At 41.1% G+C, this 26,826-nt stretch carries 19 protein-coding genes and 1 pseudogene; 8 read left to right on the top strand and 12 right to left on the bottom strand.

Annotated elements, in window-relative coordinates; translation table 11 throughout:
- The gene (locus RM368_RS21370) at positions 1–1,131 is read left to right on the top strand and encodes a sensor domain-containing diguanylate cyclase (protein ID WP_322695890.1); all 1,131 of its coding nucleotides are present in this window, start codon (positions 1–3) and stop codon (positions 1,129–1,131) included.
- Between the two features lie 380 nt (positions 1,132–1,511).
- On the opposite strand, the gene RM368_RS21365 is transcribed toward RM368_RS21370, so the two are convergent.
- The 5 genes from RM368_RS21365 to RM368_RS21345 form a co-directional block, all read right to left on the bottom strand.
- Entirely contained in the window at positions 1,512–2,129 is a 618-nt protein-coding gene (locus RM368_RS21365) for a DUF4231 domain-containing protein (RefSeq protein ID WP_322695889.1), read from the bottom strand.
- Between the two features lie 9 nt (positions 2,130–2,138).
- On the bottom strand, positions 2,139–2,885 hold the full coding sequence (locus tag RM368_RS21360) for a hypothetical protein (protein ID WP_322695888.1): 747 nt from the start codon (positions 2,883–2,885) through the stop codon (positions 2,139–2,141).
- A gap of 386 nt (positions 2,886–3,271) precedes the next feature.
- A complete protein-coding gene (locus tag RM368_RS21355) occupies positions 3,272–4,375 on the bottom strand; it encodes an AI-2E family transporter (RefSeq protein ID WP_322695887.1) in 1,104 nt (367 codons plus the stop codon).
- Positions 4,376–4,547: 172 nt separating this feature from the next.
- On the bottom strand, positions 4,548–4,982 hold the full coding sequence (locus RM368_RS21350) for an NUDIX hydrolase (RefSeq protein ID WP_322695886.1): 435 nt from the start codon (positions 4,980–4,982) through the stop codon (positions 4,548–4,550).
- A gap of 14 nt (positions 4,983–4,996) precedes the next feature.
- The gene (locus RM368_RS21345) at positions 4,997–5,413 is read right to left on the bottom strand and encodes a hypothetical protein (protein ID WP_322695885.1); all 417 of its coding nucleotides are present in this window, start codon (positions 5,411–5,413) and stop codon (positions 4,997–4,999) included.
- Between the two features lie 292 nt (positions 5,414–5,705).
- Between RM368_RS21345 and folD the strand changes: the two genes are divergently transcribed.
- From folD to RM368_RS21330, 3 genes are all read left to right on the top strand, one after another.
- Positions 5,706–6,602: a bifunctional methylenetetrahydrofolate dehydrogenase/methenyltetrahydrofolate cyclohydrolase FolD gene (gene folD, locus RM368_RS21340; protein WP_322695884.1), complete on the top strand. Its 897-nt coding sequence runs from the start codon at positions 5,706–5,708 to the stop codon at positions 6,600–6,602.
- A 150-nt stretch (positions 6,603–6,752) separates the two neighbouring features.
- On the top strand, positions 6,753–7,685 hold the full coding sequence (gene crtE, locus RM368_RS21335; RefSeq protein ID WP_322695883.1) for a geranylgeranyl diphosphate synthase CrtE: 933 nt from the start codon (positions 6,753–6,755) through the stop codon (positions 7,683–7,685).
- A 280-nt stretch (positions 7,686–7,965) separates the two neighbouring features.
- Positions 7,966–8,421, top strand: coding sequence for a divergent PAP2 family protein (locus RM368_RS21330; RefSeq protein WP_094350479.1), 456 nt, complete (start codon positions 7,966–7,968; stop codon positions 8,419–8,421).
- Positions 8,422–8,698: 277 nt separating this feature from the next.
- Here RM368_RS21330 and RM368_RS21325 read toward each other — a convergent pair whose 3' ends face one another.
- The 4 genes from RM368_RS21325 to RM368_RS21310 form a co-directional block, all read right to left on the bottom strand.
- Complete coding sequence (locus tag RM368_RS21325) at positions 8,699–9,352, bottom strand: hypothetical protein (RefSeq protein ID WP_322695882.1); 654 nt, start codon at positions 9,350–9,352, stop codon at positions 8,699–8,701.
- Between the two features lie 264 nt (positions 9,353–9,616).
- Positions 9,617–9,946: an MgPME-cyclase complex family protein gene (locus tag RM368_RS21320; RefSeq protein ID WP_322695881.1), complete on the bottom strand. Its 330-nt coding sequence runs from the start codon at positions 9,944–9,946 to the stop codon at positions 9,617–9,619.
- Between the two features lie 62 nt (positions 9,947–10,008).
- On the bottom strand, positions 10,009–10,728 hold the full coding sequence (locus RM368_RS21315) for a SnoaL-like polyketide cyclase (protein WP_322695880.1): 720 nt from the start codon (positions 10,726–10,728) through the stop codon (positions 10,009–10,011).
- Between the two features lie 188 nt (positions 10,729–10,916).
- A complete protein-coding gene (locus RM368_RS21310; protein WP_322695879.1) occupies positions 10,917–11,642 on the bottom strand; it encodes a pyridoxine 5'-phosphate synthase in 726 nt (241 codons plus the stop codon).
- Positions 11,643–11,806: 164 nt separating this feature from the next.
- Here RM368_RS21310 and RM368_RS21305 point away from each other — a divergent pair, with 164 nt between their 5' ends.
- The 4 genes and pseudogenes from RM368_RS21305 (at position 11,807) to RM368_RS21290 (ending at position 21,417) form a co-directional block, all read left to right on the top strand.
- On the top strand, positions 11,807–17,761 hold the full coding sequence (locus tag RM368_RS21305) for an AAA family ATPase (RefSeq protein WP_322695878.1): 5,955 nt from the start codon (positions 11,807–11,809) through the stop codon (positions 17,759–17,761).
- Between the two features lie 98 nt (positions 17,762–17,859).
- Positions 17,860–19,779 carry an ATP-binding protein gene (locus RM368_RS21300; protein WP_322695877.1) on the top strand — a complete coding sequence of 640 codons (1,920 nt, stop codon included), beginning with the start codon at positions 17,860–17,862 and terminating at the stop codon, positions 19,777–19,779.
- 157 nt (positions 19,780–19,936) lie between these two features.
- A pseudogene (locus tag RM368_RS21295) lies at positions 19,937–20,574 on the top strand (Uma2 family endonuclease).
- 36 nt (positions 20,575–20,610) lie between these two features.
- Positions 20,611–21,417 carry a Uma2 family endonuclease gene (locus tag RM368_RS21290; RefSeq protein ID WP_322695876.1) on the top strand — a complete coding sequence of 269 codons (807 nt, stop codon included), beginning with the start codon at positions 20,611–20,613 and terminating at the stop codon, positions 21,415–21,417.
- A gap of 223 nt (positions 21,418–21,640) precedes the next feature.
- Here the strand turns inward: RM368_RS21290 and RM368_RS21285 are convergent, their stop codons facing one another.
- From RM368_RS21285 to ilvD, 3 genes are all read right to left on the bottom strand, one after another.
- Entirely contained in the window at positions 21,641–24,163 is a 2,523-nt protein-coding gene (locus RM368_RS21285) for a caspase, EACC1-associated type (RefSeq protein WP_322695875.1), read from the bottom strand.
- Positions 24,164–24,193: 30 nt separating this feature from the next.
- On the bottom strand, positions 24,194–24,571 hold the full coding sequence (locus tag RM368_RS21280; RefSeq protein WP_322695874.1) for a hypothetical protein: 378 nt from the start codon (positions 24,569–24,571) through the stop codon (positions 24,194–24,196).
- A gap of 417 nt (positions 24,572–24,988) precedes the next feature.
- Positions 24,989–26,674, bottom strand: coding sequence for a dihydroxy-acid dehydratase (gene ilvD, locus RM368_RS21275; RefSeq protein ID WP_322695873.1), 1,686 nt, complete (start codon positions 26,672–26,674; stop codon positions 24,989–24,991).
- Positions 26,675–26,826 lie beyond the last annotated feature (152 nt).

Below are 26,826 nucleotides of genomic sequence, written 5' to 3'. Positions count from 1 at the left end.
ATGAATTTTCAAAGCTCTGCTTCACCTGTCATCATTTCTGATTCTAATAATGTCAAAGCTGAAATGTCTTATGTTCAGGGAATAGAGCATTTAATTGAGGTTGTTCAAGCATTGTCACTAGCACGGACGCTAGAGCAAATCATGGAGATTGTACGAAAGTCTGCGCGTGAGTTAACTGGGGCAGATGGGGCTAGTTTTGTGTTACGAGATGGAGATCAATGTTATTACGCAGATGAAGATGCGATCGCTCCTTTATGGAAAGGGCAACGCTTCCCGATGAGTATTTGCATTAGTGGGTATACAATGCAAAACCGTCAGTCCGTTGTGATTAGCGATATTTATGGAGATGAACGGATTCCATTTGCAGCTTACCAACCAACTTTTGTCAAAAGTTTGGCAATGGTGCCGATCCGAGCGTGTAACCCCATCGGTGCAATTGGAACATATTGGGCAACGTTATATCAGCCAACGGTTGAAAAAGTAAAGCTATTACAGGCATTGGCAGACACAACGGCTGTCGCAATGGAAAACGTACAGATTTATCATGAATTAGAACAAAGAGTCCACAATCGAACTGCTGCACTAGAAAAAGAAATAGAGGGGTATCAAAAAGTTGAAGCAGAAGTTAGACGCTTATCCATAACAGATGAATTAACTGGAGTGTACAATCGACGAGGCTTTTTTCTATTTGCAGATCAGCAATTAAAACTAGCCCATCAGCTACAAAAGCCCTGTTGTCTCTTATTTATAGATATAGATGGATTGAAGCAAATCAATGATACGTTTGGACATGAAGTTGGAGATCGTGTAATAGTTGACGCCGCAGACTTACTAAGCCAAACCTATCGAGATTCTGACATCGTTGCCCGATTAGGGGGTGATGAGTTTGTTGTATTCATTCCAAAATGTTCAGATCGTACGAATGCAATTAGTGTTCGCCTACAAACTAACATTGATTTATTTAATCAAAATTCAAGTAGAAGTTATCATCTATCAATGAGTATTGGAGTTCAAGAGTGCGTTATCAATGAAGATATTTCCTTGGAAAAACTCATATTCCAGGCAGATGAGTTAATGTACCAGCAAAAACGTACCAAGCGAAGTTCTAGCAATAACAACAATAGCTTTTAATCCTTTAGAAACCATATCTAATGTTAATACTCAGCTTTTTTATCTCTTTGTTCATTCCCGATCGTCTACTGTCTCGAGCTGATTCTCAATAAACACTATTGTAATACCAATTCAATTAATCATTGCAACACATCCTTGGGTAAAGACGCGATGAATCGCGTCTCTATAAATGGTCTATTTATCTCATTCTTTTTTCCAATTGTTATAATCTTTACAACTTATACTTTTTAGTTTTTTATTCGTTTTATTCGCGTTAATTTATGCAATTTAGATAAAGTTCATAAATAATCAAAACTTAATTATCCAGATTACTCTACTGGACTTTATTTATAACTATTATTATATTTTTATCTAACAGAGGAGAGTTTATTGAATTAATTTTATTCTTCGTCTTTATTCTCTTCTAAATTGGTTATCTTTGTATTTTGCAGAAGGATATGGTCTTCAGGATTATGTTTTTCCTCTTTCTTTTCTTGTACAACTTGAGTGGCATATATTTCCACATCTCGCTGAATAATATCTTCTACATGACTTGCAAATAGATTAAATGCCTGTTGATGACTTGGATAAATCCGATAAGGACCTGTCAATTGCGAGAATTGCCACCCTTGGGTTTTTAAAGACTCAACTGTTCGGCGATAGTGTCGCCAGCGTTCCCCATAGTGAAAAAACTCTTCAATGGCAGCACTAATAGCAACTACTTGGCTCAGACCAAAAGTTAACCACATGATGATATCCCTATCCCGATTATTAGGTTTGAAATTAGTGTTAATATTTAAACTTACCAATGCCGGGAGAATTACACCACCAATAATAGTTGTTATTCGTAAAAAATAATGGCGATCGCGCGATGTATTCGCCTTACTTTCCATCCATAGTACTTGCTCTAACCAGCGCGATCGCAAAAAATGTTTTTGCACATCACCTAAGTTAATATCTGCAAATAACTTGTTAAAATCTTCTTTTAAAAATTTTTGATAACTATCTTTTTTAGCCATTTTTTACTCCTAATTAGAAAGTAACCCCTTAATTACTTTGCCTAAACTATTAACTCCTTTCTCTATGTCGATTAAGTCGATGTATTGTAATGTACCAGATTTAGCTAGCTTTTTGGCTCGTTCATCAGTAGCCTTTCCATGCAAAGCATCTACAAGTATATCTGCGGTTCTACCACTACCAGCAATCACAATAACTAATCTTCCACTATCAACGCTAGAAAACGCATCCTTAAAGGTAATTTCGCCACCGTTCAAGAGTAGTGTCATCGAAGGTGCATCATTGGCCAGCATAGTCGCAACGTAAGATATCCAAGGAGACTCGTCGCCCCAATCATTACCAGGAACTAGCACAAAATGAGTATGGTTTGGCTCTAAGGGTATTAAATCAGCAGCAGTTTCCGAATGATTAGGTAAAGCCACTTTGCTTTCGGGTGTCACACCAACCAAAGCAAACTTAGCACCTATCTGGGTACGAGCTGCACCCATCATTCGCATAATTCCTACATCTGTACCTCCATCCACAACATAAGCTCCTAGAGTTTCGGCAATGGGGGCTAAAACTTCCACAAACAACCGTTGAATACGGAGAAAATCAGCTTCACTGATGTTACTTGCACCCCCCACTATTACTAAAACAGGACGCGAACCGCCAAGCCCTATTTCCTCAAGAGCATTTGGCAATTCCGCTTGCTGCTCAACTTGAGTAGCTAATGCTGTTTGCCCATTGTCAAAGGTAAGCTTTAAACAACTTTTCATTTTTTAAAAATACTGACTGCTTAGGTTTCCCAGCGTAGTGCCTCGCAGTCATTTTCTGCAAGTGTTGTATTCCGTTCTCACCTGAAGGATAAAGAATTTTATGATGCTTTTGTAAGGATTAGTTGTTGATTAATGCGCTACCAGATTTCCTCTTATATGTAAATGACGATGCCTGCTGTGGTAACAGAGCTTTGTCATTTGCGTAGTATCTCGTAGAGAAGTACAGACTACACTTACACTCAAGTTTTTTACGATTATTTTGCTTGCTAAAAAATTTTTGATGCACAAAGTAATAGCTTTTTATTTGTTAGCATTACAAATTAAGATTTTGCACTTTATTGATGGACAAAATCGCCAAATTTGAAGTTAATTTGAATGATTTGATTTTAACTATAAGTTCCTGCTCTATCAGTTATTACCGTAACAGGTTCTGACTCTATATCCTCTATCTTATTAAACTCTCCAGCCCGCCAGCTATCTGTTGTATCTTTGATAAAACTGGCAATCGGGATCGCAATTAACAAACCCAGGACTCCTCCCAACTTTGCGCCCAGCAATAAAGAAATCACCACCCACACAGGATTTAAGCCAGTCAAATTGCTAAGAATTCGAGGTGCAATAATATTAGAATTAATTTGATCGATCGCAACAGCTACACCTAAGACTTCCACCCCTAACCAGAAATTTTGCAGCGCTACCAACAAACTTACTATGGCGATACCTACCCCCGTACCAAAGGGGAAGAGTGAAAATAAGCCAATACCAATACCAAAAAGTAAAGCTAGGGGAACTTGCAGCGCCAAAAACACCAGAGTAATTGTCACCCCTAATACAGCTCCCAATGTTGCTTGACCGATGAAGTAATTGTGGAAATCCTCTTGCAGTAATTCCCGTACTCTTGGCCCAATATTAGGGGGAAACCACTGAAAAATTCCGTCCCAAAGACGTTCACCATTTAATATTAAGTATATAGTCAGCACTACCGCCAGCAGCACATTGAGGACAATACCAATGGTATCGACAGCAAAACCAAGAATTCTACCAGTAAAGGACTGAAGTTGGTTAGATAATCGTTCCAGAACTTGGGTGAATAAACCACTTAAATTAATCGGAAGTTGCTGTTGACTTAACGCCCAATCTTGAAAAGCTTGCAGCTGCTGAGTACCAGAATCAATCCAACTGGGCAAAATATTAGCCAGTTCAACGAGCTGTTGAATAATCAGGGGAACTAAGGTAATGCCTAAAGCTACTAAAACCACCACAGTCAAAAGTAACACTCCCCCGATCGCTAAGTTGGGTTTCACTCCTTGTTCCTGGAGAAACTGGATTGGATAGTTCAAGACAAAAGCTAGTAGGATAGCGGCGGCAATAATGCTAACTAAGGGTTGAAAATACTGTATAAGTTGGAGCAATAGCCAGCCGTTGAGAATGGCAATAGGAAATGCCAATCCTATAGTTAACCATCGCGGCAGTTTGTTTGCTGATTGCATTAGCGATCACCTCATAAGAGTTTTAACTTTATTTTGGCTTCTAGGGATGTGAGGAGTGGGGGAGAAATCAATTCAAAATTCAAAATTCAAAATTCAAACATTTTAGAACTTCTGCCTCCTGCCTCCTCTTTTCCAATGACAAATGACAAATGACAAATGACTAATCCCCAAATTATGTTGGATTTTTCTCAATAAAATCCAACATAATTTTCTGATGCATTGCCCCTAAAGGTCGCACTTCGCCAGCATTTTGTGAATAACAGTTACCTTGGCGAATATTTTCTGGCGTAAATAAGGCCATATCCCAGCCCTCATTTAGAACTAGTTGATTTAATTCCACCAAGAGTGGTGCATGAAAGACATGACGAACAACTTTTTCGTTGGGATAACAGCCAAATTCAACAAAGGGTGGTAAATTATAACCGATTTCTTCTAAAATTTCTCGTTTTACCGCTACATCTGGCGTTTCACCAGGTTCGATGTGACCGCCAAATAGCGCCCAGTAACCAGGGTAGAGAATACCAGGGATGTTGTCACGCAACTGCATGAGAAACTTGTTTTTCTGATAGAGAATTGCGATCGCTACGTGCACCTGTTGATTGTTCATATTTTAATTTTTAATTACTCTTCTTCTAAATAAACTTCCCCCAATTCTTTGCCAGCTAAAGGAATACTTCGGTAGCGAACTTTACCCTTAATTACAACTTCTGAACCTTCACCCAAATTCTTTTGATTGGTGACAACCCAAATTTTGCCCGTTGAGTCCTTAATTTTATAAGCCCACTGTTTGATCAGGGGAGCTTGCTTTTCTACTTGACCCTGGATGTAAACTATAGCCTGATTGTCTTGTTTTGGTTTAATCTCTCCAATTGGAGTGACATTTGTACCAATTTTTAAGCCAGCACCACGCAAACCAGGCGATGTCAAGTTACCACAACTACAAAGTCCTGTTATCAGAAAAAAAGTCAACCCCAAACGGTAAGGAACAATACTGTGCCCGTACAAGAACGAAAGAGATAAATTTCTTATTTGTCGCATAAAAGCCACCGATTTATTTATTTTGGGCATTTGGCACAAGAGGCAGAGGTGCACAAGCAAAAGACTTACTTCTCCTCTGCTCCTCTGCCCCTCTGCTTCCCCACTCCCACTCTCCCAATTCTTTATTCTTCAGATGATGCCGCTGATCTGAGAAAATAAACATTATGGATTTACTGTGAGAGAAACGCTACGACATCAAACAGCAACACAATAATAGTCGAAAGTCAAGAGTTAAAAATCAATATTTTCATTTTGGACTTTGGACAAAAAGCGAACATAGCTGGGAATTTTCATGGAAACAAAAACTGCCAAAATCCTTGATGGGAAAGCATTAGCTGCAAAAATTCAGCAAGAAATTTCTGTTGCGATTACACAATTACAACCAAAAATTGGACGACCACCTGGTTTAGCAGTGTTGATGGTTGGTGATAACCCAGCGTCAGCCGCTTATGTACGCAATAAAGAAAAAGCCTGCGCTAAAGTCGGGATCGCTTCTTTTGGTAAGCATTTTCCTGCCGAAACTACCCTTGAGGAGTTAGAAGAGGTAATTGCTGCACTCAACCACGACAAAAGAGTGGATGGCATTCTTGTGCAATTGCCCTTACCGAACCACCTGGATGCTGTAACTCTGCTACATCAAATCGATCCCGATAAAGATGCTGATGGACTGCATCCAGTTAACTTGGGGCGACTAGTACGGGGAGAAACTGGGTTACGTAGCTGCACCCCGGCTGGTGTGATGCGGCTTTTACAAGAATATGAGATTGCTTTGCAGGGAAAACAGGCAGTAGTGGTAGGGCGCAGTATTTTGGTGGGTAAACCGATGGCGCTGATGCTATTAGAAGCTGATGCCACAGTCACGATCGCTCACTCGCGATCGCATGACCTCAAAACCATCACCCAAAATGCTGATATTCTAATTGCAGCAGTAGGTCGTCCCGGATTGATCTCTGCTGATATGGTGAAACCGGGCGCTGTTGTGGTAGATGTGGGGATGAATCGCGTCACTGATGCTAATGGCAAAAGTCGTCTCATTGGCGATGTCCATTTGGAATCAACCGCTGATGTCGCAGGATTTATCACCCCAGTTCCTGGTGGTGTTGGCCCGATGACTGTTGCCATATTGTTGGCAAATACATTTGCTAGCTATTCTAGAGCGGCAAAAGAAGAAAGAGTAGTGAAGAGTTAAAAGTTATTCTTAATAACTCTTAACTTCTAAATCCCGCACAGACAAGGGTTAATCGCGTCTTTGCTCCTAACTCTTCATTTTTTTCAGTCCCCCTGCACCTTAAAATTGTGACGTATAAGGCAAAAATCGCAAAATGTCAGGAATTAAAGAATGGTAGCAACTGATAACGTCCAAAAGACACCACCAGAAGAAGCCACATTTAACTTAGCAGCTTATTTAAAAGAGCGACAAAAGCTTTGTGATAATGCTTTGGATCGGTCTATCTCGGTCATTTATCCAGAGAAGATTTATGAGGCGATGCGCTACTCATTATTAGCTGGAGGTAAGCGTGTACGTCCCATTCTTTGTCTTGCTACCTGTGAAATGATGGGTGGAACCATTGACATGGCCATGCCAACAGCTTGTGCTGTGGAGATGATCCACACAATGTCGTTGATACATGACGACCTGCCAGCGATGGATAATGACGATTACCGTCGGGGAAAGCTGACGAATCATAAAGTCTATGGTGAAGATGTAGCAATTTTGGCTGGGGATGGCTTGTTGGCTCTTGCTTTTGAGTCTGTTGCTATTGAAACCCCTCAAAGCGTTAAAAGAGAAGTAGTCTTGCAGGTTATTGCCCGTCTTGGTCGAGCCTTGGGGGCAGGTGGTTTGGTCGGCGGTCAAGTTGTCGATTTAGAGTCGGAAGGTAAATCTGATATTTCCTTAGAAACCCTAAATTTTATTCATAAACACAAAACAGCCGCCCTTTTGGAAGCTTGCGTAGTTTGTGGCGGGCTGATTGCTAATGCATCACCTGAAGATGTGCAGCGGCTAACCCGTTATGCTCAAAATATTGGGCTAGCATTCCAAATCATCGATGATATTTTGGATATCACTTCTACTCAAGAGCAATTAGGTAAAACAGCTGGCAAAGACCAAAAAGCTCAGAAAGTTACCTATCCCAGCCTTTGGGGACTTGAGGAATCGCGATCAATTGCCCAAGAGCTAGTTAAAGAAGCTTGTGTGGAATTAGAACCATTTGGAGACAGAGCTAAACCACTCCAAGCGATCGCTCATTTTATTATCAGCCGTAATAACTAGTAACGCTTTGGGTAATTCGTAATTCGTAATTCCTATACCGCAAGCGTTTCATTGATTGGGAATGGGTAGTTTATTTACACCATACTGTACTACTACTGCCCAACGAAATTAAAAATTCACTGATTCAAAATTACAAAAGCTTATCAAATAAGCTTTTAGGTTATTTTGAATCGCTGGTCTTTTTCTAACCTGATAAATTAATTTAGGAATTTTGGGTTGAATCTAAATGTTTCCTCAACCAACAACTGCTGCTAATATTTACTAACCTAACCAAAATAACATGCAGGACATAGGCAACATTTTAGACAACCGGGTACTGCTGGTTGCTCTGGTAGCTTGTTTAATTGCTCAAGCATTAAAGCTCGTAGTTGAGATCGTCAAACATCGCAAATTGAATGTGCGTGTATTGGTGACAACCGGAGGTATGCCCAGTGCCCATTCGGCTCTGGTTACGGCTCTAGCCGCTGGTGTAGGGCAAACACTGGGTTGGGCATCTCCTGATTTTGCCGTTGCGATCGTTTTTGCCATCATTGTCATGTATGATGCAGCCGGAGTTCGCCAAGCAGCTGGTAAGCAAGCTCGTATTCTTAATCAAATGATTGATGAATTATTCCATGAAAAACCAGACTTTAGCCAAGACCGTCTGAAAGAATTACTCGGACATACACCAGTCCAAGTAATCGCTGGATCGGCTTTGGGTATAACCATCTATTGGTTAGCTAGGTCTGCTTATTAAACTAGAGCAATAAATCTTTGTTTGAGGGGCTATTGATAATTAATAACTGGTAATTTGTCAATCAATTTTGGATTTTGGATTTTAAATTTACCCTGTGAATAAATTTAGGGAATTAAGGATGAAAGGATTTGTTCCAAATAACTTGCTTCACGCAAAGCGAGTATAAATATATTCGCTGAAAACCCTTTGAAATTTTAAATTTAAAATCACAAATTAGGTCAATTGACAAATTACCACTCTGGTATGTCGCATCAGGATACCAGTGAACTTAAGATCGCTAAAACCGCACAGTCGAGCGCAGCAGAATCACTTTACGACTATCTACTAGGCTGGCAACGAAACCGCCATTGTTTAGCTTTTGCAATGTATTATACGCTTCAGTTTGGTTAGTGGTATGAACTGCTAGCAAGTAAGGGCGTTGTCCATAAGAAACAAAACCGACGTTACCTCCGACCAATTGCTGCACACTATTTACGAGTTCTGGACGGTTGTAATAATCTACCAATACTGCATAACCTTCTCCTAATGCTTGAGGATTATAGCTGACTGTCTGCTGAGGTGGTTTGGGCTGTGACTGTGGCTGCACATCTGCCGTTGTCGTTGGTCGAGTGGTAATTATGGCAGACAAGCCAACAATATTGCTGACATATCTTGCCCAACGATTGGCGTCGTCAATTTTGTTAAAGCCCCCAACTCGCGTCACAGTTTCGTTGAGATATTTGCAGGTGATAGTTTTCAGTTCAGGTGGTAAGGCGCTACGTAACTGCTTTTGATTATTTGTTGTGGGACTGACTACTAATAAAAGATACTCACCCGCATTTGGTGGTTGACAAGAGGGAATGGTTTTTTGAGCAAGTACAGAACTCATGCCACCAATCAACCCTACAATCGCTAATCCTAAAACACTTGGGAAATTCTGAAATCTATGCACAAAAGTTAGATTATGTAAATTAAGGTGTCTTAGAAGATTTTATAAGAAAAAAGCTGAAAACCTAGCTACTTCAGTATGGTGATGAAATATATGTCAAAAAATATATTTTGTTACTCAAAAATAAAATTAGGGAGTGGGGAAGAGGCAGAGGGGCAGAAGAGCAGAGGAGACAAGGGGACAAAGGGGAATTATTCAACAAGTCTCTCCCTTGTCTCCCCTATCTTCCTTGTCTTTTCTCCATACCCAATGTCTAATGCGCTATGCCTAAGATACGGTAGTAAGCGATGCTAAAGCATCTGGTATTGCCTCAGAAGGAGCCTGGAATTCTCCAGTAATTACGTACTCTAAACGCAGTTTTAACCAAGTAATAAATTGAGGATTTGTAGAAATAATTGCTACTGCTGGTTGGGGACACTTCGCTTTTAGCTCTTTAAACTGCGGTGCTTCCAAGAAAGCTGGTTGCTCAACTAACCAAAAATCTATTTGTTTTTCTTGTTCGTGGTAGTTACGAGTGCGTTCTTTGAGAACTTCGTGTATCGGTTCTTCTTCGAGAAGAAAGCGTTGACTTGCCAAAACGTAATGGTATGTTTGCATTTTCATCCTTTGGTTGCTATGTGAATAATTTCAGGGGACAGTAACTCTGTACCCTGACAAAACTAACTTTTCTGGGATTTCTTGAACCAAGAGCTGAACGGACAAGCACTTTTTTGGTTTTCAGATTTTATCTGTTTGCCACCAGATGTTAGCTTTTCCAAGAACAGATTATTGTCGAAGTAATGTTCTAAGGAAATAATCTTCAAGTCATCGGTAACTTTTGCAATGGTCATGCCGATAATTTCTATCGTCTCTCCAGTAGGTGCATGGTTTTTGTATTCTCCGTTAAAATGTCCCCAATGCCGCCATTTAAATGTTACATTCGGTGGCCCTGAGAAAACTTCCAGCACTTCCCAAGGAAATCCTTGAGGAAATGTTGTGTGGAAGACTTTTGCGGATGATTCAAAGCTTTCTTCTGAAGCCTTATAATGCTCTGAATCAGCCATAAATAAATTGTAAGTACCTTGGGCTGATAAATCTGCTGCGGTATACTCTACTCCGCCATTGGTACTGACGCGAAAGTTGTCATTTACAATAGATAACCACTCTTGCGGGTTAGCTTTGAAAGATACCTCCATCTCAAAGGTTCTCACCAAGTTTTGCACGATCGCTTCCAGTGTTCCTTCAAGATGATTATAGATACTTTCTTTAGCAAGATTCTCTTTGGAACGGGAATAATCAGGCGGTGTCTGATAGCGCCACTCGACATCAGTGCTTTCTGCTATCACCCGATCGCGATCCTGTACCCAAAGTGGCAGGTTGTTAGATTGTGTTGCGCTCATAGAAGTTTTTGCTGAAGATTCGATCCCAATTTCTAGATTTCGCAGTGACAACCCCTCTTTTTATATAGGGAGCAGGGAAGGCAGGGGGAGCAGGGGAGAAATCAATTCAAAATTCAAAATTCAAAATTCAAAATTCAAAATTCAAACATTGTAGAACTTCTGCCTCCTGTCTCGTCTTTCCCAATGCCCTATTCCCCATTCCCTCTTATAGCTTGCTTCATCTCGCGGACTGCCCTTTCTATACCTACTAATGCTGCCCGACTGATAATGGTATGACCAATGTTTAGTTCTTCCATGCCTGGAAGCGCAGCCACCGGATAGACGTTCCAGTAGGTGAGTCCGTGACCAGCGTTAACTCGCAATCCGGCTTGAATCGCTTGTTCACACCCTTTGGCTAATATGGCTAATTCTCGCTGGCGATTTGTTTCATCTTTAGCCTCAGCATATTGTCCGGTGTGTAATTCAATAAACTGCGCCTGTGTCTTGACAGATGCTTCAATTTGTGCTGGTTCGGCATCGATAAATAAACTAACTGGAATGCTAGCGCTTTGCAATTTATCGACTATCTCACCTATTCTAGCAATTTGCCCGACAATATCTAGTCCGCCTTCTGTTGTGACTTCTTCGCGCTTTTCGGGGACTAAAGTCACGTAATCTGGTTTGATATCGAGAGCGATCGCCAGCATTTCATCTGTAGCGGCCATTTCTAAATTAAGATGCGATCGCACTGTTTGCCGCAATATTCGCACATCCCTGTCTTGGATATGCCGCCGATCTTCGCGCAAATGCACTGTAATTCCATCAGCACCCGCTAATTCTGCCAGCACCGCCGCCGCGACTGGATCTGGTTCCACCGTCCGCCGCGCTTGCCGGATAGTGGCGATGTGGTCAATATTAACGCCAAGTGTAGCCACCCCAAGTTTCTCCCAAATCCACAGTCCTCAGAACTTGATTTTACCGGAAATAGTGAAAGTTTTGCTTGAGATGCCTACGCTCAAAAGAAAACTGAGTTAGCAAAAGCTTATTCTTGGGCAAACTACTTTAAATAAGTAGCTGATTTCACAAGAGTTGATGAAGTATGAATACAGCAGTTGAGCCGATGGACAAGCTTTTGAACTATCAAATTAGCGAACAACTTTATGCAGGCTCTAGAACCGTAGTTTACCGTGCTATTCGAGAAGCCGATCGACTTCCGGTTGTGATTAAACTGCTTCAGCAAGAGTATCCTAACTTCAATGAACTGCTGCTGTTCCGTAATCAGTACACTATTGCTAAAAATCTTGACCTACCCGGTATTGTTCATCCCTACAGCTTGGAACCTTACCGCAACAGCTATGCTTTGGTGATGGAGGATTTTGGTGGTATTTCCCTCAGAGATTGGCTCAACAAAAAAATGGCGAGCAATCAATATACTTTGACAGAGTTCTTGGATATTGCGATCGCTCTAAGTAATATTCTTGAAGGACTATATCGCCATCGGGTTATCCACAAAGATATTAAGCCTGCCAACATCCTCATCAACCCGGAAACTAAGCAAGTCAAGTTAATTGACTTTAGTATTGCCTCTCTTTTACCTAGAGAAACCCGTGAAATTCATAATCCCAACGTCTTAGAAGGTACTCTCGCTTACCTTTCTCCAGAACAAACCGGACGGATGAATCGCGGAATTGACTATCGCAGTGATTACTATTCCCTTGGCGTTACCTTCTATGAATTGCTGGCTGGACATCTACCCTTTGAGTCTAACGATCCGATGGAGTTGGTTCACTGTCATATTGCAAAGCTTCCAAATCAATTCAAAATTCAAGTTGCGCTGGAAGCGCACCAAAGGTGCGACTCAAAATTCAAAAATGAAGAATTTATTCCCGAAGTTCTTTCTGCGATTGTGATGAAATTGATGGCGAAAAATGCTGAAGATCGCTATCAGAGTGCATTAGGGCTAAAATTTGATTTAGAAAAATGTTTGTCTCAATTGCAAGAAATTGGCAGGGTTAAATCCCTTCAATTAGGTGAGCGAGATATTTGCGATCGCTTTATCATCCCAGAAAAGCTCTACGGTCGCCAAGGCGAAGTTCAAAGTTTACTGGATGCCTTTGAAAGAGTCAGTCAGGGAAGCACTGAAATTATGTTGGTAGCGGGCTTCTCTGGCATTGGCAAAACTGCTGTGGTAAACGAAGTCCACAAGCCAATTGTACGACAACGGGGTTATTTCATTAAAGGTAAATTTGACCAATTTCAACGCGATATCCCTTTATCTGCCTTTGTGCAAGCCTTTCGAGACTTAATCAGGCAACTGCTGAGTGAAACAGACGCTCAATTCGAGCAATGGAAGTGCAAAATTCTCTCTGCTTTGGGTGACAACGGACAAGTGATGATTGAGATCATTCCAGAACTGGAAAGCATGATTGGTAAACAGCCACCCGTAACAGAACTTTCTGGAAGTGCGGCACAAAATCGCTTCAATTCGCTGTTTTTGAAATTTACTCAAGTCTTCACTGCATCAGAACATCCATTAGCGATCTTTATTGACGATCTGCAATGGGCAGATTCTGCTTCTTTAAAGTTAATGCACCTGTTAATGAGCAAAGCTGACATCGGCTATCTACTATTAATTGGGGCTTATCGAGATCATGAAGTCAACCCAATGCATCCACTGATGCTGGCTTTGGAAGAGATTCAGAAGTTGGGCGCTACAGCCAATACGATTACCTTAGCTCCTCTCGATCAAACGTCTGTCAATCATTTGGTTGCAGATACATTGAGTTGCTCCCTAGCATTAGCTACACCATTAACTGAGTTGGTATTGAGCAAAACTCAAGGTAATCCTTTCTTCAGCACCCAGTTTCTCAAAGCACTATATCAGGATCGACTAATTACATTTAACCCCCCTCAGTCCCCCCTTCGTAAGGGGGGAAGTCAAGGGGGGTGGGAATGTGATATTGCTCAAGTGCGATCGCTTGCCCTTACAGATAATGTAGTAGAGTTTATGGCAATTCAGCTTCAAAAATTGTCAATAGAAACTCAAGAGGTTTTAAAATTAGCGGCTTGTATAGGAAACTCTTTTGATTTAGCAACATTAGCGATCGTTTATGAACAGTCTGAGGCAACAACGGCAGATGGGTTATGGAAAGCACTCCAAGAAGGATTTATCATTCCTACCAGTGATGTTTACAAGTTTTATCAACAGCATTCATTGGTCAATAGCCACAATGACTATGGACAAATAACCATCAGCTACAAATTTATTCACGATCGCATTCAGCAAGCTGCCTATTCACTAATTCCTGACAATCAAAAGCAAGTTACTCACCTGCATATTGGGCGTTTGCTGCAACAAGCCATGACTGCAAATGAACGAGATGAGAAAATTTTTGCGATCGTCAACCACCTCAATCAAGGGGCCGCTTTGATTAGCGATCGGCAGGAGCAACAGGAACTAGTGCAGTTAAACTTGGCGGCTGGGCTTAAAGCCAAGAGTGCAACAGCTTACGCAGCAGCTTTAGACTATTTCAACACAGGTATTACTATGCTAACAGCTAACTGTTGGCACAGCCAATACAATCTCGCCCTGATCTTGTATGAAGGAGCAACAGAATCAGCTTACCTCTGCACCGATTTTGAACAGATGGAACAGTTAGCTGAGATAGCGGTAAATCATGCCCAATCTTGGCTGGATCGAGTAAATATCTACAGTATTAAAATCCAGGCTTGCATGGCACAACATCAACAGCTAGAAGCCTTGCAATTAGCACGAGAAATCCTCAAGCATCTGGGTGTACATTTGCCGGAACGACCCACCCCAGCAGACATCGAACAAGCACTGAAACACACCCAAACCTTGCTCAACGATAGGTCAATCGAATCTTTATTGGAATTACCGCAAATGGCCGCACCGGAGAAAAAAGCGGCAATGGTCATTTTATCCAGCATTATTTCTGCTGCCTATCAAGCTGCCCCTGACCTTTTGCCCCTGGTGATCTTTGCCGAGTTCGATTTATCAGTAAAATATGGTAATGCTCCAGAATCGACTCATGGCTATGTAATGTATGGGTTAATTTTGGTTGCCATATTGGGAGATATTGACGCAGGCTATCGGTTTGGGCAACTAGGGGCAAATCTCCTACAACGCATTCATACCCCCAAGCTAACCGCTAAAACCATTTTTGCTTTTAACTGCTTCCTCAGACATTGGCAAGAACCTGCAAAATATACCCTGGAAGGATATTTGCAAAGTTACTCCAGTGGGCTGGAAATCGGTGACATTGAGTATGTCGCTCTCAGTCTAATGTGTTATTGCTACACAGCTTACTGGAGTGGTCAGGAACTATCTTCCTTTAGACAAAGGATAGAAGCTCATCGCCAGGTTATTCAGCAATTGCGCCAAGATAGTTGTCTCCACACACAAAATATTTATCATCAGGTTGTAGTCAATCTGTTGGAGGTTGCGGCTGAACCTGAGCGGTTGCTTGGCGAATACTGCGATGAGAACGAAATAATTCAGCTTTTCCTCAAAACGAATCAGGGAGCAGGACTATATCAGGTTTATTTCAACAAACTGTTCCTCTCCTACCTGTTTCAACACTATGAACAAGCTCTGCAAAACGCCAAACTGGCAGAATCGTATTTGGGTGCAGTCACCGGACTAGTGCTGGTTCCGATCTTCTATTTCTACGATGCATTGGTTCGATTAGCAGTTTATTCAAATGCCAGTGAGACAGACCAAATCAGCATTCTACAAAGGGTGACAGCCCATCAAGAAAAACTTAGTATCTGGGCAGATCGTGCACCCAGCAATCAAGCTCACCGCCATGCTTTACTTGTCGCAGAAAAATGTCGAGTTTTGGGGGCGAAAGCAGAGGCAATTGAGTATTACGATCGCGCCATTACCAAAGCCAAAGAAAACGAATACCTCAACGAAGAAGCTCTCGCCAATGAACTTGCAGCCAAGTTTTATTTAGAGTGGGATAAAGAACGCATTGCTCAAGAGTATTTGATTAATGCTTACTATTGCTACACACGCTGGGGTGCTAAAGCCAAAGTCGATGACTTAGAACAGCGTTATCCACAACTCCTAGCTCCAATTTTACAACAGACGCGTTCACGAAGTGACTCTGAAAGAGTATCGCTACTCACACCCAATGACACAATCGCAAATATTGACAGCATTGCTACCTTCCACCCAAGCATTCATAAATCAGTAACATCTAGCAGCAACACATCAGTAATGCTAGATTTGGCAACAGTTTTAAAAGCCTCTCAGACTCTCTCCAGTGAAATTGAACTAGATAAATTACTTACGAAGTTGCTACAAGTAGTGATTGAAAATGCTGGAGCAGATAAGTGTGCGTTACTACTGCTTAAAGAAGACAGATTGCTAGTTGAGGCGATGGCTCAAGTTGGGCAACAATCAACGGTGTTACAGTCCATTTTTGTAGAAGATAGTGCAGACGTTCCCCATAGCCTAATTTACGCCGTTAAACGCAGCCTACAACCTACCGTTATCTTTGATACAACATTGCATACGGCGCTAATAGGCGATCCCTATATTATTCGTCAGCAACCCAAAAGCTTGCTGTGTACGCCGATTCTCTATCAAGGGAAATTCTTGGGGATTTTATATTTAGAAAACAATTTGATGACTGGGGCGTTTACTAGCGATCGCGTTGAAATTCTCAATCTATTATGTACTCAAGCTGCAATTTCCCTAGAAAACGCTAGGCTTTATCAGCAAGCACAAAATACTCTAGAAAACCTGGGACAGACGGAACAATTTTTGCGATTAATTATTGATAATATTCCACAATCTGTTTTCTGGAAAGACTGCAAGAGTGTTTATTTAGGCTGTAATCATAAATTTACGCAAACTTGGGGTCTAGGAATGCCAGAAGATGTTATTGGTAAAAAAGATTATGACCTTCGCTGGACTAAGGAGCAATCAGATTTTTTTGTAGCGCGCGATCGCCGCATCATTGAGTCTGGAGAAGCAGAACTCAATATTATTGAAACAGTGCAACAAGTAGATGGAAAACAAAAGTGGTCTAATACAAATAAAATTCCTCTAAAAGATAGAGAAGGAAACATTTTTGGCATCCTAACCACATCTGAAGATATCACTGAACGCCAACAAGCACAACAATTGTTACAGGAACAAAAACAACAGTTGGAGCAAGCATTGCAAGAACTCAAAACGATGCAATTGCAAGTGGTGCAAAATGAAAAAATGTCTGCCCTTGGTAATCTGGTAGCAGGTGTTGCTCATGAAATCAACAATCCTGTAGGCTTCATTGCTGGTAATATTGAACCTGCCAAAGATTATGTTAAAGATTTGTTTGGATTAATTAATCTTTATCAGCAAAATTTTCCCAATCCCGGTTTAGATATTCAAGATGAAATTGATGCCATCGACTTGAATTATTTACGCGAAGATTTGCCGAAATTACTAGATTCGATGAAATTGGGTGTTAACCGGATTCGTAGTATCAGTACCAGTTTGCGAACCTTTTCCAGAGCAGATAAGGATTATAAAGTTCCTTTTGATATTCACGAAGGGATTGATAGTACTATTCTGATTCTCAGACACCGTTTAAAAGCTAATGAAAACCGTCCAGCAATTGAAGTGGTGAAGAATTATGGCAAACTACCCCTAGTGGAATGCTTTGCGGGACAACTTAATCAAGTGTTTATGAACTTGTTAGCCAATGCCATTGATGCGCTTGAACAATACAATACAGAACGCAGTTTGGAAGCGATTCTTGCCAACCCCAATTGCATCACTATTCAAACTCGTGTAGTAGATTCAGGTCAAAATGTTTTGATTAAGATTGCTGATAATGGCGTGGGGATGTCACCAGAGGTTAAACAAAAAGTGTTTGACCATTTGTTCACCACCAAGGCTGTAGGAAAAGGCACTGGATTAGGATTAGCGATCGCTCGTCAAATTGTGGTAGAAGCACATGGTGGTTCGCTCTCTTGTACTTCCGAACTTGGAAAAGGTACAGAGTTTGTCATTCAAATCTCTGCTCAACAACAATAATTAGTGTTGAGTTCTGAGTTATAAGTGCTGAGTAATTTCCACTTTACTCGGCACTTTTCATTTTTGCTTTTTAAATTGTAGTTTGGAGGAAAGCGACGATGATGCTTAAATTGCGGAAAATCTGGTCGAAAATTAATCTCCGATGGAATGCCCAAAGCAACAAAAAATACTACTCATTTAAATGGCGATCGCGAAAGTTTATATTATTATCAATTGTGATAATTCTGTCTATTAGCATTAGTGCCACAGCTATCACTAGTTACAAGATTGTTAAGGGATTGCTACTCACTAGTCTCAAAGAACAAGTACTGTTAAAAACACGGCGAGGTCAAGACGATATAGATAACTGGTTAGCCATTCGGAAAACAGAAATTAAAACTTTGGCAAATTCTACTGTGGTGCGATCGCTCGATTGGCCTGTAATGGAACCTTACTTGCAATCTGAGTTGAAGCGGCTGCAAACGTTTTTGCTCATGGGGTTGGTAACACCGGATGCTGCATTAATTAATACTCACCACGATCATCTCAATGTTAAAGACCGAGAATTTTTTCAGCGGAGTATAGCGGGTGAAACAGTAGCAACCGATCCAATTATTGGACGCACAACTAAACAGTTACAGATTCAGATTAGTTCGCCGATTCCTGCTGAAACAGGCATAAAGGCAGCAGGTGTTTTAATGGGAGGAATTCCAATTAACCGAGTCGTTGAGGCGATCGGCAATTTACATCAAGGTAAAGTCAGCTATGCCTTTGCGCTGAATTCTCAAGGAGTTCCCATCGCCCATCCCAACAAAGAACTAATTGGTACACCCGAAAAAGCTGCCAAAAGTTTTCTGAACTCGCGCAATCCCAGATTAGCTGAAATTAGCCAAAAAATGGTAGCTAAACGCACAAATATTGAATTGATTCAACTGGATGGTAAATGGAGCTATATTGCTTACACTCCTCTGAGAGAAGCAAATTGGTCAGTAGCGTTAATTGTGCCAAAAGAAAATATTGAATCGCCATTACACGCATTGAACCTGTTGACTACAGTTTTAGGAGGATTGCTATTAATTGGGTTGATTAGTGGATGGCGACAGGTGCAACTATACGAACAGATTCGCGATCGCGCCTTGATTGCTAGCAAGCAAGCGCAACAACTCAGCAAAACCTTAAAAGAATTGCAAAATACTCAAGCTCAACTCATCCACACCGAAAAGATGTCTAGTCTGGGACAATTAGTGGCTGGAGTGGCACATGAAATCAATAATCCCGCCAATTTTATCCATGCCAATCTCAACCATGCCAGCGTTTACAGCCAAGATATTCTCGATTTACTCAGGCTTTATCAACAAACCTACCCAAATCCTACCCCCGAAATTAGCGATCGCATTCAAGACCTTGATATTGAGTTTCTAGCAGAAGATTTACCCAAATTAATGGCATCAATGCAAGTGGGAACCAAACGCATTCGTGAAATTGTGCTGTCGCTGCGTAATTTCTCGCGCCTCGATGAAGCAGATATGAAATTTGTAGATATTCACGAAGGATTAGATAACACTCTGATGATTTTGAACCGTCGCCTTACAGCCACGCCCAATCTACCAGAAATTCAGATCGTTAAGCAATACAGCAATCTACCGCTAGTAGAATGCTACGCAGGGCAACTCAATCAAGTGTTTATGAATGTTCTCGTGAATGCAATCGATGCACTAGAAGAAGCCAGCCAAAAACGAAGTTTTGAGGAGCTTAAAACTAACCCCAATCAAATTAAGCTCCAAACCCAAATTGACAAATCAAGTCATTGCGCGATCGTTCAGATTTACGACAATGGTATTGGGATGTCAGAGAATGTCAAGCAACGGGTATTTGACCACATGTTTACTACTAAACCTGTGGGTAAAGGAATCGGATTAGGAATGGCGATCGCCTATCAAATTGTTGTAGATAAACATCGAGGGACTATTGAAGTTGATTCAACTCCAGGATATGGAACAGAGTTTACCATCCGTATTCCTTTAACAAGTAAGAATTAAAAATTGCTGACAAAATTGAAACAATCAAAGATTATATCAATGAATTATTTTGGTTAATTTATACACTAATGGTCATAGGCGATATACTTTAAGAAAGTTGATTTGTAAATTTTATCTGCTATATACAATTACTACTACATCAACTCTTTGAGGTGATATGCTTTTAAAACTGCAACAAATTGTTGTTAAACCTGGTCAACAAATGTTACTCCAAGATATTAGTTGGCAGCAGTTAGAAGATATTTTAGAAGAAATGGGAGAAAGACGTGCAGCACGTATTTCTTATAGCGATGGTTGGTTAGAAATTATGGTTCCGCTATCAGAACACGAAAAAGATAAAGAATATATTGGGGAATTAGTGAGAGGTTTATTAGACAAACTCAAAATTGATTTTGAGCCTTTTGGTTCCACAACACTTAAAAATGAGCGAATGCGACAAGCAGTAGAACCAGATACAAGTTTTTATATTCAAAATCAAGCTGCTATAATTGGCAAAAATCGTATTGATTTAAATATAGACCCACCACCAGATTTAGCAATCGAAATTGATATTACTTCTCGCACTCGATTTCAAAATTATGAAATTTTGGAGTTCCTGAACTTTGGCGACATACACAACAAGGTTTAGAAATTTTATTGCTAAAAGAAGGGAAATATATAAAATCTGAATCTAGTCCTTATTTTCCTGGTATCCCAATTGTTGAATTAGTCAATGAATATGTTCAGCAGTGTTTAACAATTGGCAGAAGTCAAGCTATGCGTAATTTTAGAGATTGGGTAAAGAATAATTTATGATAAAAATCTAAGGCTTTCTGAGAAAGGCGATCGCTCATGACTACCGAAAACAATCCAAGAGCCATTATAGACTGGGAACACCCCACACCACCTACAGATTTAATTTTTGATGATGGTGAACCCTTAGAATCAAATCGCCACCGTATTGCCATGAATGTGTTGATTCGGTCATTGCAACAAGCTTGGATCGATCGGAATGATTTCTTCGCCGGGGGCAATATGTTTATTTATTACAGCAGCGCCCAAGTACGTAACCAGGATTTCCGCGGCCCCGATTTCTTTGCTGTCTTGAATGTGGACGGGACTAATTCTCGTCAAGGTTGGGTAGTATGGGAAGAAAACGGTCGTTATCCTGATGTGATTGTAGAATTAATGTCACCATCTACAGCCAAAATAGATAAAATTGTTAAGAAAGACCTTTACGAACAAACTTTTCATACTTCAGATTATTTTGTCTATGACCCCTTTGACCCGACTTCTTTGCAAGGGTGGCATTTAGATCGTAATCAGCAATATCAATCTTTGACACCGAATGAGCGTGGTTGGTTGTGGTGTCAAAAATTAGGTTTATGGTTGGGAACGTATGAAGGAACAATAGACAGAGAAACGGCGGTATGGTTGCGGTTTTACGATGTAGCTGGTAATTTAGTTTTGTTACCAGACGAGGCTGCTGCTGCACAAGCACAAGCCGCAGTCACCCAGGCGGAAATTGCTATTGCACAAGCACAAGCCGCAGTTGCACAAGCCGAAGCTGCTGGTGTACGAGAAGAAGCCGCAGCTGCAAAAGCGGCTCGTTTAGCAGCTAGATTGAGAGAATTGGGTGAAAATTCAGATATTTTGTGAGGGATTTTAGCAAAGAAGCTATTTCGCAATACCTAGATCCCTGACTTCTTTGAAAAGTCGGGGATCTAAATTTTCACAAATAATTTAGGAATGGTATATTTTTTTTAAATATAAATTAAAAACTAGATGCGATCGCTATTTCCAAATCTCACAACAAATAAGTGCGATCGCTATTTTGAAATATCAGAATGAGTAAGTGCGATCGCTATTAATTGCTACAAAACTAAGGTTGAATAGGCACAAATTGATATTTATCCTTGCCAGATATTTGTTGAACTTTAACTAAGAAGATTTCATTGTTTATGCGATCGCCTGATGGTAAAAACTGAATCTTTCCCGTTGCACCATCGATTGAAAAACTCGAACTATGCAATACCTTTTGCAATTCATCGCGTCTGTTGGTTCGTTGTAAACCTGCGATGATCGCCAAAGTTGCATCATAAGCCGTAGCTGTTCGCCAATTGACAGTTGCACCCCAAACTTTTTGGGCTTTTTGCGGAAAGATGTTATTAGGAAAAGCTGCGGGATACCAAGGTGCAGAGATTATCAGTCCGTTGATACCTCTGCCATTCTTTAAGGTTTCGTCAGTGAAAAGTGTAGGACTACCAAATACAGTCAACTGCCCTTGATTAGATTCTGCCACCGCTAGACCTTGTTTTATTTTGTCTATATAAAGACCTAACACCAAAGCATTAGCACCACTACTTACAGCTTGAGAAATGACAACACTAGGGTTAAAGTCACGGGCAGAAATATCACACTCTGTAGAATTGATCTGACTGCCAGCAGCCTTTATCGCTTTAACAAACTCACTTTTAAACGACTGATTATCTATCCCTTGGTAATCAACACAGATAAGAAAATTGGTTTTCCCCGCTATTTTAATAGCGTAATAAGAGACGCTATCTGCTATAGATTTAACACTAGGAGCAGTGCGGAAGATATAATTGCCAACACTAGTAAGATTTTGGGCAAAACTGGTGGGAGAGATCATCACTAACCCGTCTCTTTGATAGACTGGGGCTGCCGAGAGAGAAGCATTACTAGAATTATGTCCCACGACAGCTAAGATGTTGGTATCTTTGCCAAACCGAGTGGCAAGCTGTGCAGATTCACTTGGATCATTATCATCATTAGCAATCGCGACTTCTAAAGCTTTGCCATTGATACCACCACTGTTATTCACCTCATCTTGAGCTTGAGCCACACCGCGTAGGATCTCCTTTGCTACGTTTGGATTTGTACCAATGGGTATGCTCACGGCAATTTTGAGTTTATCTTCTTTCTGACGAGCCTTAGCGTTGTTCAAGTAAATTAATGCTTCTGGGTCTGTGCGGTTAGCTTTGCGATATGAATTTAACTTATCAATAGCAACCTGACACTTACCCTCGAAAAATGCATTAACTCCAGCTTCTTTATCTGAGTTTGTATCTTTTTTTAATAAAATTTCTTCACCCAAGCTAATTCTGTCATTCAAATTATACGCATCTTTAGTACATAAATTTATTGGAGTCTGAACTATCGGTTGAGGCGTATTTGGGGTTTTGCGCGGTAAAAAGTAGACTAAAATACCACCAAGAAATACTCCAATTATGCTGGTTCCCACATATTGTAGAAAATTGCTATTTCGGAGACGTGAAGGTGGAAAAACTACTGGAGATGTGATAAGTGGCTGTTCGACAATTATCGGAGCTTCGATTAGAGCTATATCTTCATCTCTGAGTCCCAATGCTTGCTGAAGACGTTTCAAATTAGTGCGAGTTTTATCACTGGGAGGAAACCCAAGTTTAATCTCATTGCGGAACGCCTGTTCATATCGCTGCAATTTTTTCTTGTAGACTTCCACAGGTTCTAAAACCTTAGTTTCAATTGCAGCAGCCTCCTCAGATGTTAGTTCCAGTTCCTCTTGTAGTCCTTCCAATGCAGCGCGACCCGTAAAAGAAATCTCACCGTTACCACTCTCTACCCAATACTCAACTTCTCGACGATATTTGAGCTTAGGATCATCTATAGGTGCTTTAGCAATATTGATTTTATAGCCTTCTTTGATGGCATATATCTCCGGTTTCATTGCAGGAGTAGCTTCTTGTACTGCTTTAGTGGCATATTCATGCAATTCATCAACGGAAATCAAACCATCTTCATTCTTATCTGCTGCACCAGTTTCCAGACCCTCAACTATGTAGCGGGTGTAGGTCGAAGTATCTGAACCTTGCTGTTCAAAAGAATACTGGGTGGAAGTTGAAGATGTTAGAATAGCTCGCCCTTCTCCGCCCAATTGGTTTTTGATATCCACAAAACCATCATCTCTTGCTAGCATACCCTCGGCAAACGCACCACTAAAGCAACAATCAAGAATGACTACCTCACGTTTGCAACGGCTATTATTCATGACTTCATGTACAAAACTAGCTGCTACTGTTGTTGCCTTAACTAATACTCCTTTGTCAGTTTTGCGGGTATTACGAGCTGCAAAGTAAAGCTTACCACTCTCATCTTTAATTCCATGTCCAGAGAAAAACAGCAGTAAGAGGTCATCTTTTTGACGACCATCAAACAAGGTTTCGATAGCTACCGCCATCTCATGCTGTTGAGGATTTAGTAGCAGTGTTACGTCATCAAAACCACCAATCTTTGAGTGCAACAAAACTCGCTGCATGGCTTCGACATCTTTTATTGTTGCTGGTAATGGACTAAGACCAGGCTCATACTCACTGACTCCTATTAGAAGTGCTACTTTCGCCATCTTGTTATTTTTCCTTACTGCTGGAATTTCTTAGTTACCTGCGATAAACTTTTGAGCTTGTTCGATGGCAGCGTTTAACTCTTCCTGACTGCTAGCTTTCACCTTCAGTTTCTTACCATTAGCCTCAACTTCCAATTCAATGGTTTTGTTGCCCAAGCGATCGCCTAAAAATCCCAGTAATTTCTTAAAATTGGCAAGACTCACCTCTGTCTGCAACACCCCCACTAGAAAACCACCAACAGATTTGGCTCCTTGAGGTATTTCTGTAGCTGCTACTAGTTCAGCACTTTCAACATCTAAGTCTTTGATTTCTCGCAGCAGATTCCGTGCTTCTCGTTCTTGCTCCTCTGCATCTAAATCTGGATTAGAAAGAGCGATCGTCAGTTTGACGTTAGATTCAGAACTCATTTTGTGCCCTTTTAGGTTTTTCAGCAGTTGATGGTCAATGGTATTTCTGTAGTATATCGATTGACATCACTTCTTCTATGTAAATTTCCTGAAACTTTTTCAAGATTTTTCCAAAAACTCATAAAATTCAGGCAAAAATCTGGTATAAATACAGAACATCCCTCTTCAATAGCTTCCAAACTTAGAGGCAATCAACAGTATTTCATCTGACAAGTTGTTTCGATACAGCAGTTTGTTCTACACGCTTGCGATCGCAAAGTAAGTTAGTGAGTTTGTCCTTGCAAATTCTTTAGAAGCGATCGCTAGATCGAACTATTACAGAACAGCATAAATTCAGCGACCATCTCAAATAGCCAGACAAGGGGCTGAAGCCCCTTGTTAAAGGTAGGCAAACTTGCGCCACAGTTGTCAGGTTAACTAAAACAAGTCCAAATCTGTCACAGCACCAATACTGCTAGAAGACACCAATTTGGCATATTTTGCCAACACGCCTTTAATGTAACGCGGAGCCGGAGGTTGCCAGTTGGCACGACGACGAGCCAATTCTTCTTCGGATACGTTCAACTGCAATAAACGAGCGGGTGCATCAATAGTAATACTATCGCCTTCTTCTACAAGCGCGATCGCACCACCAACTGCTGCTTCTGGAGCAACATGACCAACCACCATACCGTAAGTCCCGCCAGAAAAACGTCCATCGGTAATTAATCCTACAGCATCACCCAAACCAGCCCCGATAATTGCCGAAGTGGGAGCCAACATTTCTCGCATTCCAGGGCCGCCTTTGGGCCCTTCGTAGCGGATGACTAGAATATCACCAGCTTGAATCTTACCAGCCAAAATTGCATCTAAAGAGGCTTCTTCTGATTCAAATACTCGTGCAGGCCCGGTAATGATTGGTTTTTTCACCCCGGTAATTTTGGCGACAGCCCCTTCTGTTGCCAAATTACCTCTGAGGATGGCTAAATGTCCTTGAGGATACATAGGGTTATCCCAAGTCCGAATCACATCTTGATTGGCAGATGGTTCTTCTGGGATGTCTGCTAATATCTCTGCAATGGTTTGACCGCTGATGGTGAGGCTATCACCGTGTAATAAATCATGCACAAGTAACATCTTCATTACTTGCGGAATGCCACCAGCTTTGTGCAAATCTGTAGCGACATATTTACCACTTGGTTTTAGATCGCACAAAACGGGAACGCGAGCGCGGATAGTTTCAAAGTCGTCTATAGTTAAATCTACCTCAGCGGCGCGAGCGATCGCTAAAAAGTGCAGTACTGCATTGGTCGAACCACCCACCGCCATAATCACAGAAATAGCATTCTCTATAGATTTGCGGGTGATAATTTGCCGGGGTAATATTTGTTTGCGAATCGCTTCGACTAACACATAAGCTGATTTTTCGGTGCTGTCGGCTTTTTCGGCATCTTCGGCTGCCATTGTCGAAGAATAGGGTAAACTCATTCCCAGCGCTTCAAATGCTGAAGACATGGTGTTAGCTGTGAACATTCCCCCACAGGAACCAGCACCAGGACAAGCTCGACCTTCAACTTCTAATAATTCCTTTTCGTCAATTTTTCCAGCACTGTATTGACCAACAGCTTCAAAAGAACTGACAACAGTTAAATCGCGTCCATTATAGTGACCGGGTTTAATTGTACCACCGTAAACGAATATTGCAGGGATATTCATCCGAGCGATCGCTAGCATTGCCCCTGGCATATTTTTATCACAACCGCCAATGGCTAGTACACCATCCATACTTTGTCCGGTACAGGCGGTTTCAATGGAATCGGCAATCACTTCCCGCGATACTAAGGAATATTTCATCCCTTCAGTTCCCATCGAAATCCCATCGCTAATGGTAATCGTACCGAATACTTGCGGCATTGCTCCGGCGGTTTTAATCCCCACCTCTGCCCTTTGTGCCAGTTGATTTATCCCCATATTACAGGGAGTGATCGTACTGTAGCCGTTGGCAATGCCCACAATAGCTTTATTGAAATCTTCATCTTTAAAACCAACTGCACGCAGCATAGCTCGATTAGGCGATCGCTGCACTCCTTGCGTTACAACTTGGCTTCTCAAATTCTCCGACATCTTTTTTCCTTCCGTGCCATCATCGCAACTGTTGCGATTGTATTACCTGATGATTTTCTCATGCCTGGGCGGTGCGATCGAATATGAGTAATTCTCTATCAGGACTTACGCAACTGGCACAGCGCGATCACTAATTAATAGTATTTATGTAC

The sequence above is a fragment of the Nostoc sp. DedSLP03 genome (assembly GCF_034530815.1).
In the GTDB taxonomy this organism is placed as follows: domain Bacteria; phylum Cyanobacteriota; class Cyanobacteriia; order Cyanobacteriales; family Nostocaceae; genus Nostoc.
Note: the sequence above shows the minus strand (reverse complement) of the source record. Positions and strands in the feature narration are given on the sequence as shown.

What these genes read in the sequence shown, in the direction of transcription:
- RM368_RS21370 (WP_322695890.1), top strand. Translation starts at nt 1, where the DNA reads ATGAATTTTCAAAGCTCTGCTTCACCTGTCATCATTTCTGATTCTAAT.
- crtE (WP_322695883.1), top strand. Translation starts at nt 6,753, where the DNA reads ATGGTAGCAACTGATAACGTCCAAAAGACACCACCAGAAGAAGCCACA.
- RM368_RS21345 (WP_322695885.1), bottom strand. Translation starts at nt 5,413, where the DNA reads ATGCGACAAATAAGAAATTTATCTCTTTCGTTCTTGTACGGGCACAGT.
- RM368_RS21365 (WP_322695889.1), bottom strand. Translation starts at nt 2,129, where the DNA reads ATGGCTAAAAAAGATAGTTATCAAAAATTTTTAAAAGAAGATTTTAAC.
- RM368_RS21350 (WP_322695886.1), bottom strand. Translation starts at nt 4,982, where the DNA reads ATGAACAATCAACAGGTGCACGTAGCGATCGCAATTCTCTATCAGAAA.
- RM368_RS21360 (WP_322695888.1), bottom strand. Translation starts at nt 2,885, where the DNA reads ATGAAAAGTTGTTTAAAGCTTACCTTTGACAATGGGCAAACAGCATTA.
- RM368_RS21355 (WP_322695887.1), bottom strand. Translation starts at nt 4,375, where the DNA reads ATGCAATCAGCAAACAAACTGCCGCGATGGTTAACTATAGGATTGGCA.
- RM368_RS21315 (WP_322695880.1), bottom strand. Translation starts at nt 10,728, where the DNA reads ATGAGCGCAACACAATCTAACAACCTGCCACTTTGGGTACAGGATCGC.
- RM368_RS21320 (WP_322695881.1), bottom strand. Translation starts at nt 9,946, where the DNA reads ATGCAAACATACCATTACGTTTTGGCAAGTCAACGCTTTCTTCTCGAA.
- RM368_RS21280 (WP_322695874.1), bottom strand. Translation starts at nt 24,571, where the DNA reads ATGAGTTCTGAATCTAACGTCAAACTGACGATCGCTCTTTCTAATCCA.
- RM368_RS21300 (WP_322695877.1), top strand. Translation starts at nt 17,860, where the DNA reads ATGATGCTTAAATTGCGGAAAATCTGGTCGAAAATTAATCTCCGATGG.
- RM368_RS21305 (WP_322695878.1), top strand. Translation starts at nt 11,807, where the DNA reads ATGAATACAGCAGTTGAGCCGATGGACAAGCTTTTGAACTATCAAATT.
- RM368_RS21285 (WP_322695875.1), bottom strand. Translation starts at nt 24,163, where the DNA reads ATGGCGAAAGTAGCACTTCTAATAGGAGTCAGTGAGTATGAGCCTGGT.
- RM368_RS21290 (WP_322695876.1), top strand. Translation starts at nt 20,611, where the DNA reads ATGACTACCGAAAACAATCCAAGAGCCATTATAGACTGGGAACACCCC.
- ilvD (WP_322695873.1), bottom strand. Translation starts at nt 26,674, where the DNA reads ATGTCGGAGAATTTGAGAAGCCAAGTTGTAACGCAAGGAGTGCAGCGA.
- RM368_RS21330 (WP_094350479.1), top strand. Translation starts at nt 7,966, where the DNA reads ATGCAGGACATAGGCAACATTTTAGACAACCGGGTACTGCTGGTTGCT.
- folD (WP_322695884.1), top strand. Translation starts at nt 5,706, where the DNA reads ATGGAAACAAAAACTGCCAAAATCCTTGATGGGAAAGCATTAGCTGCA.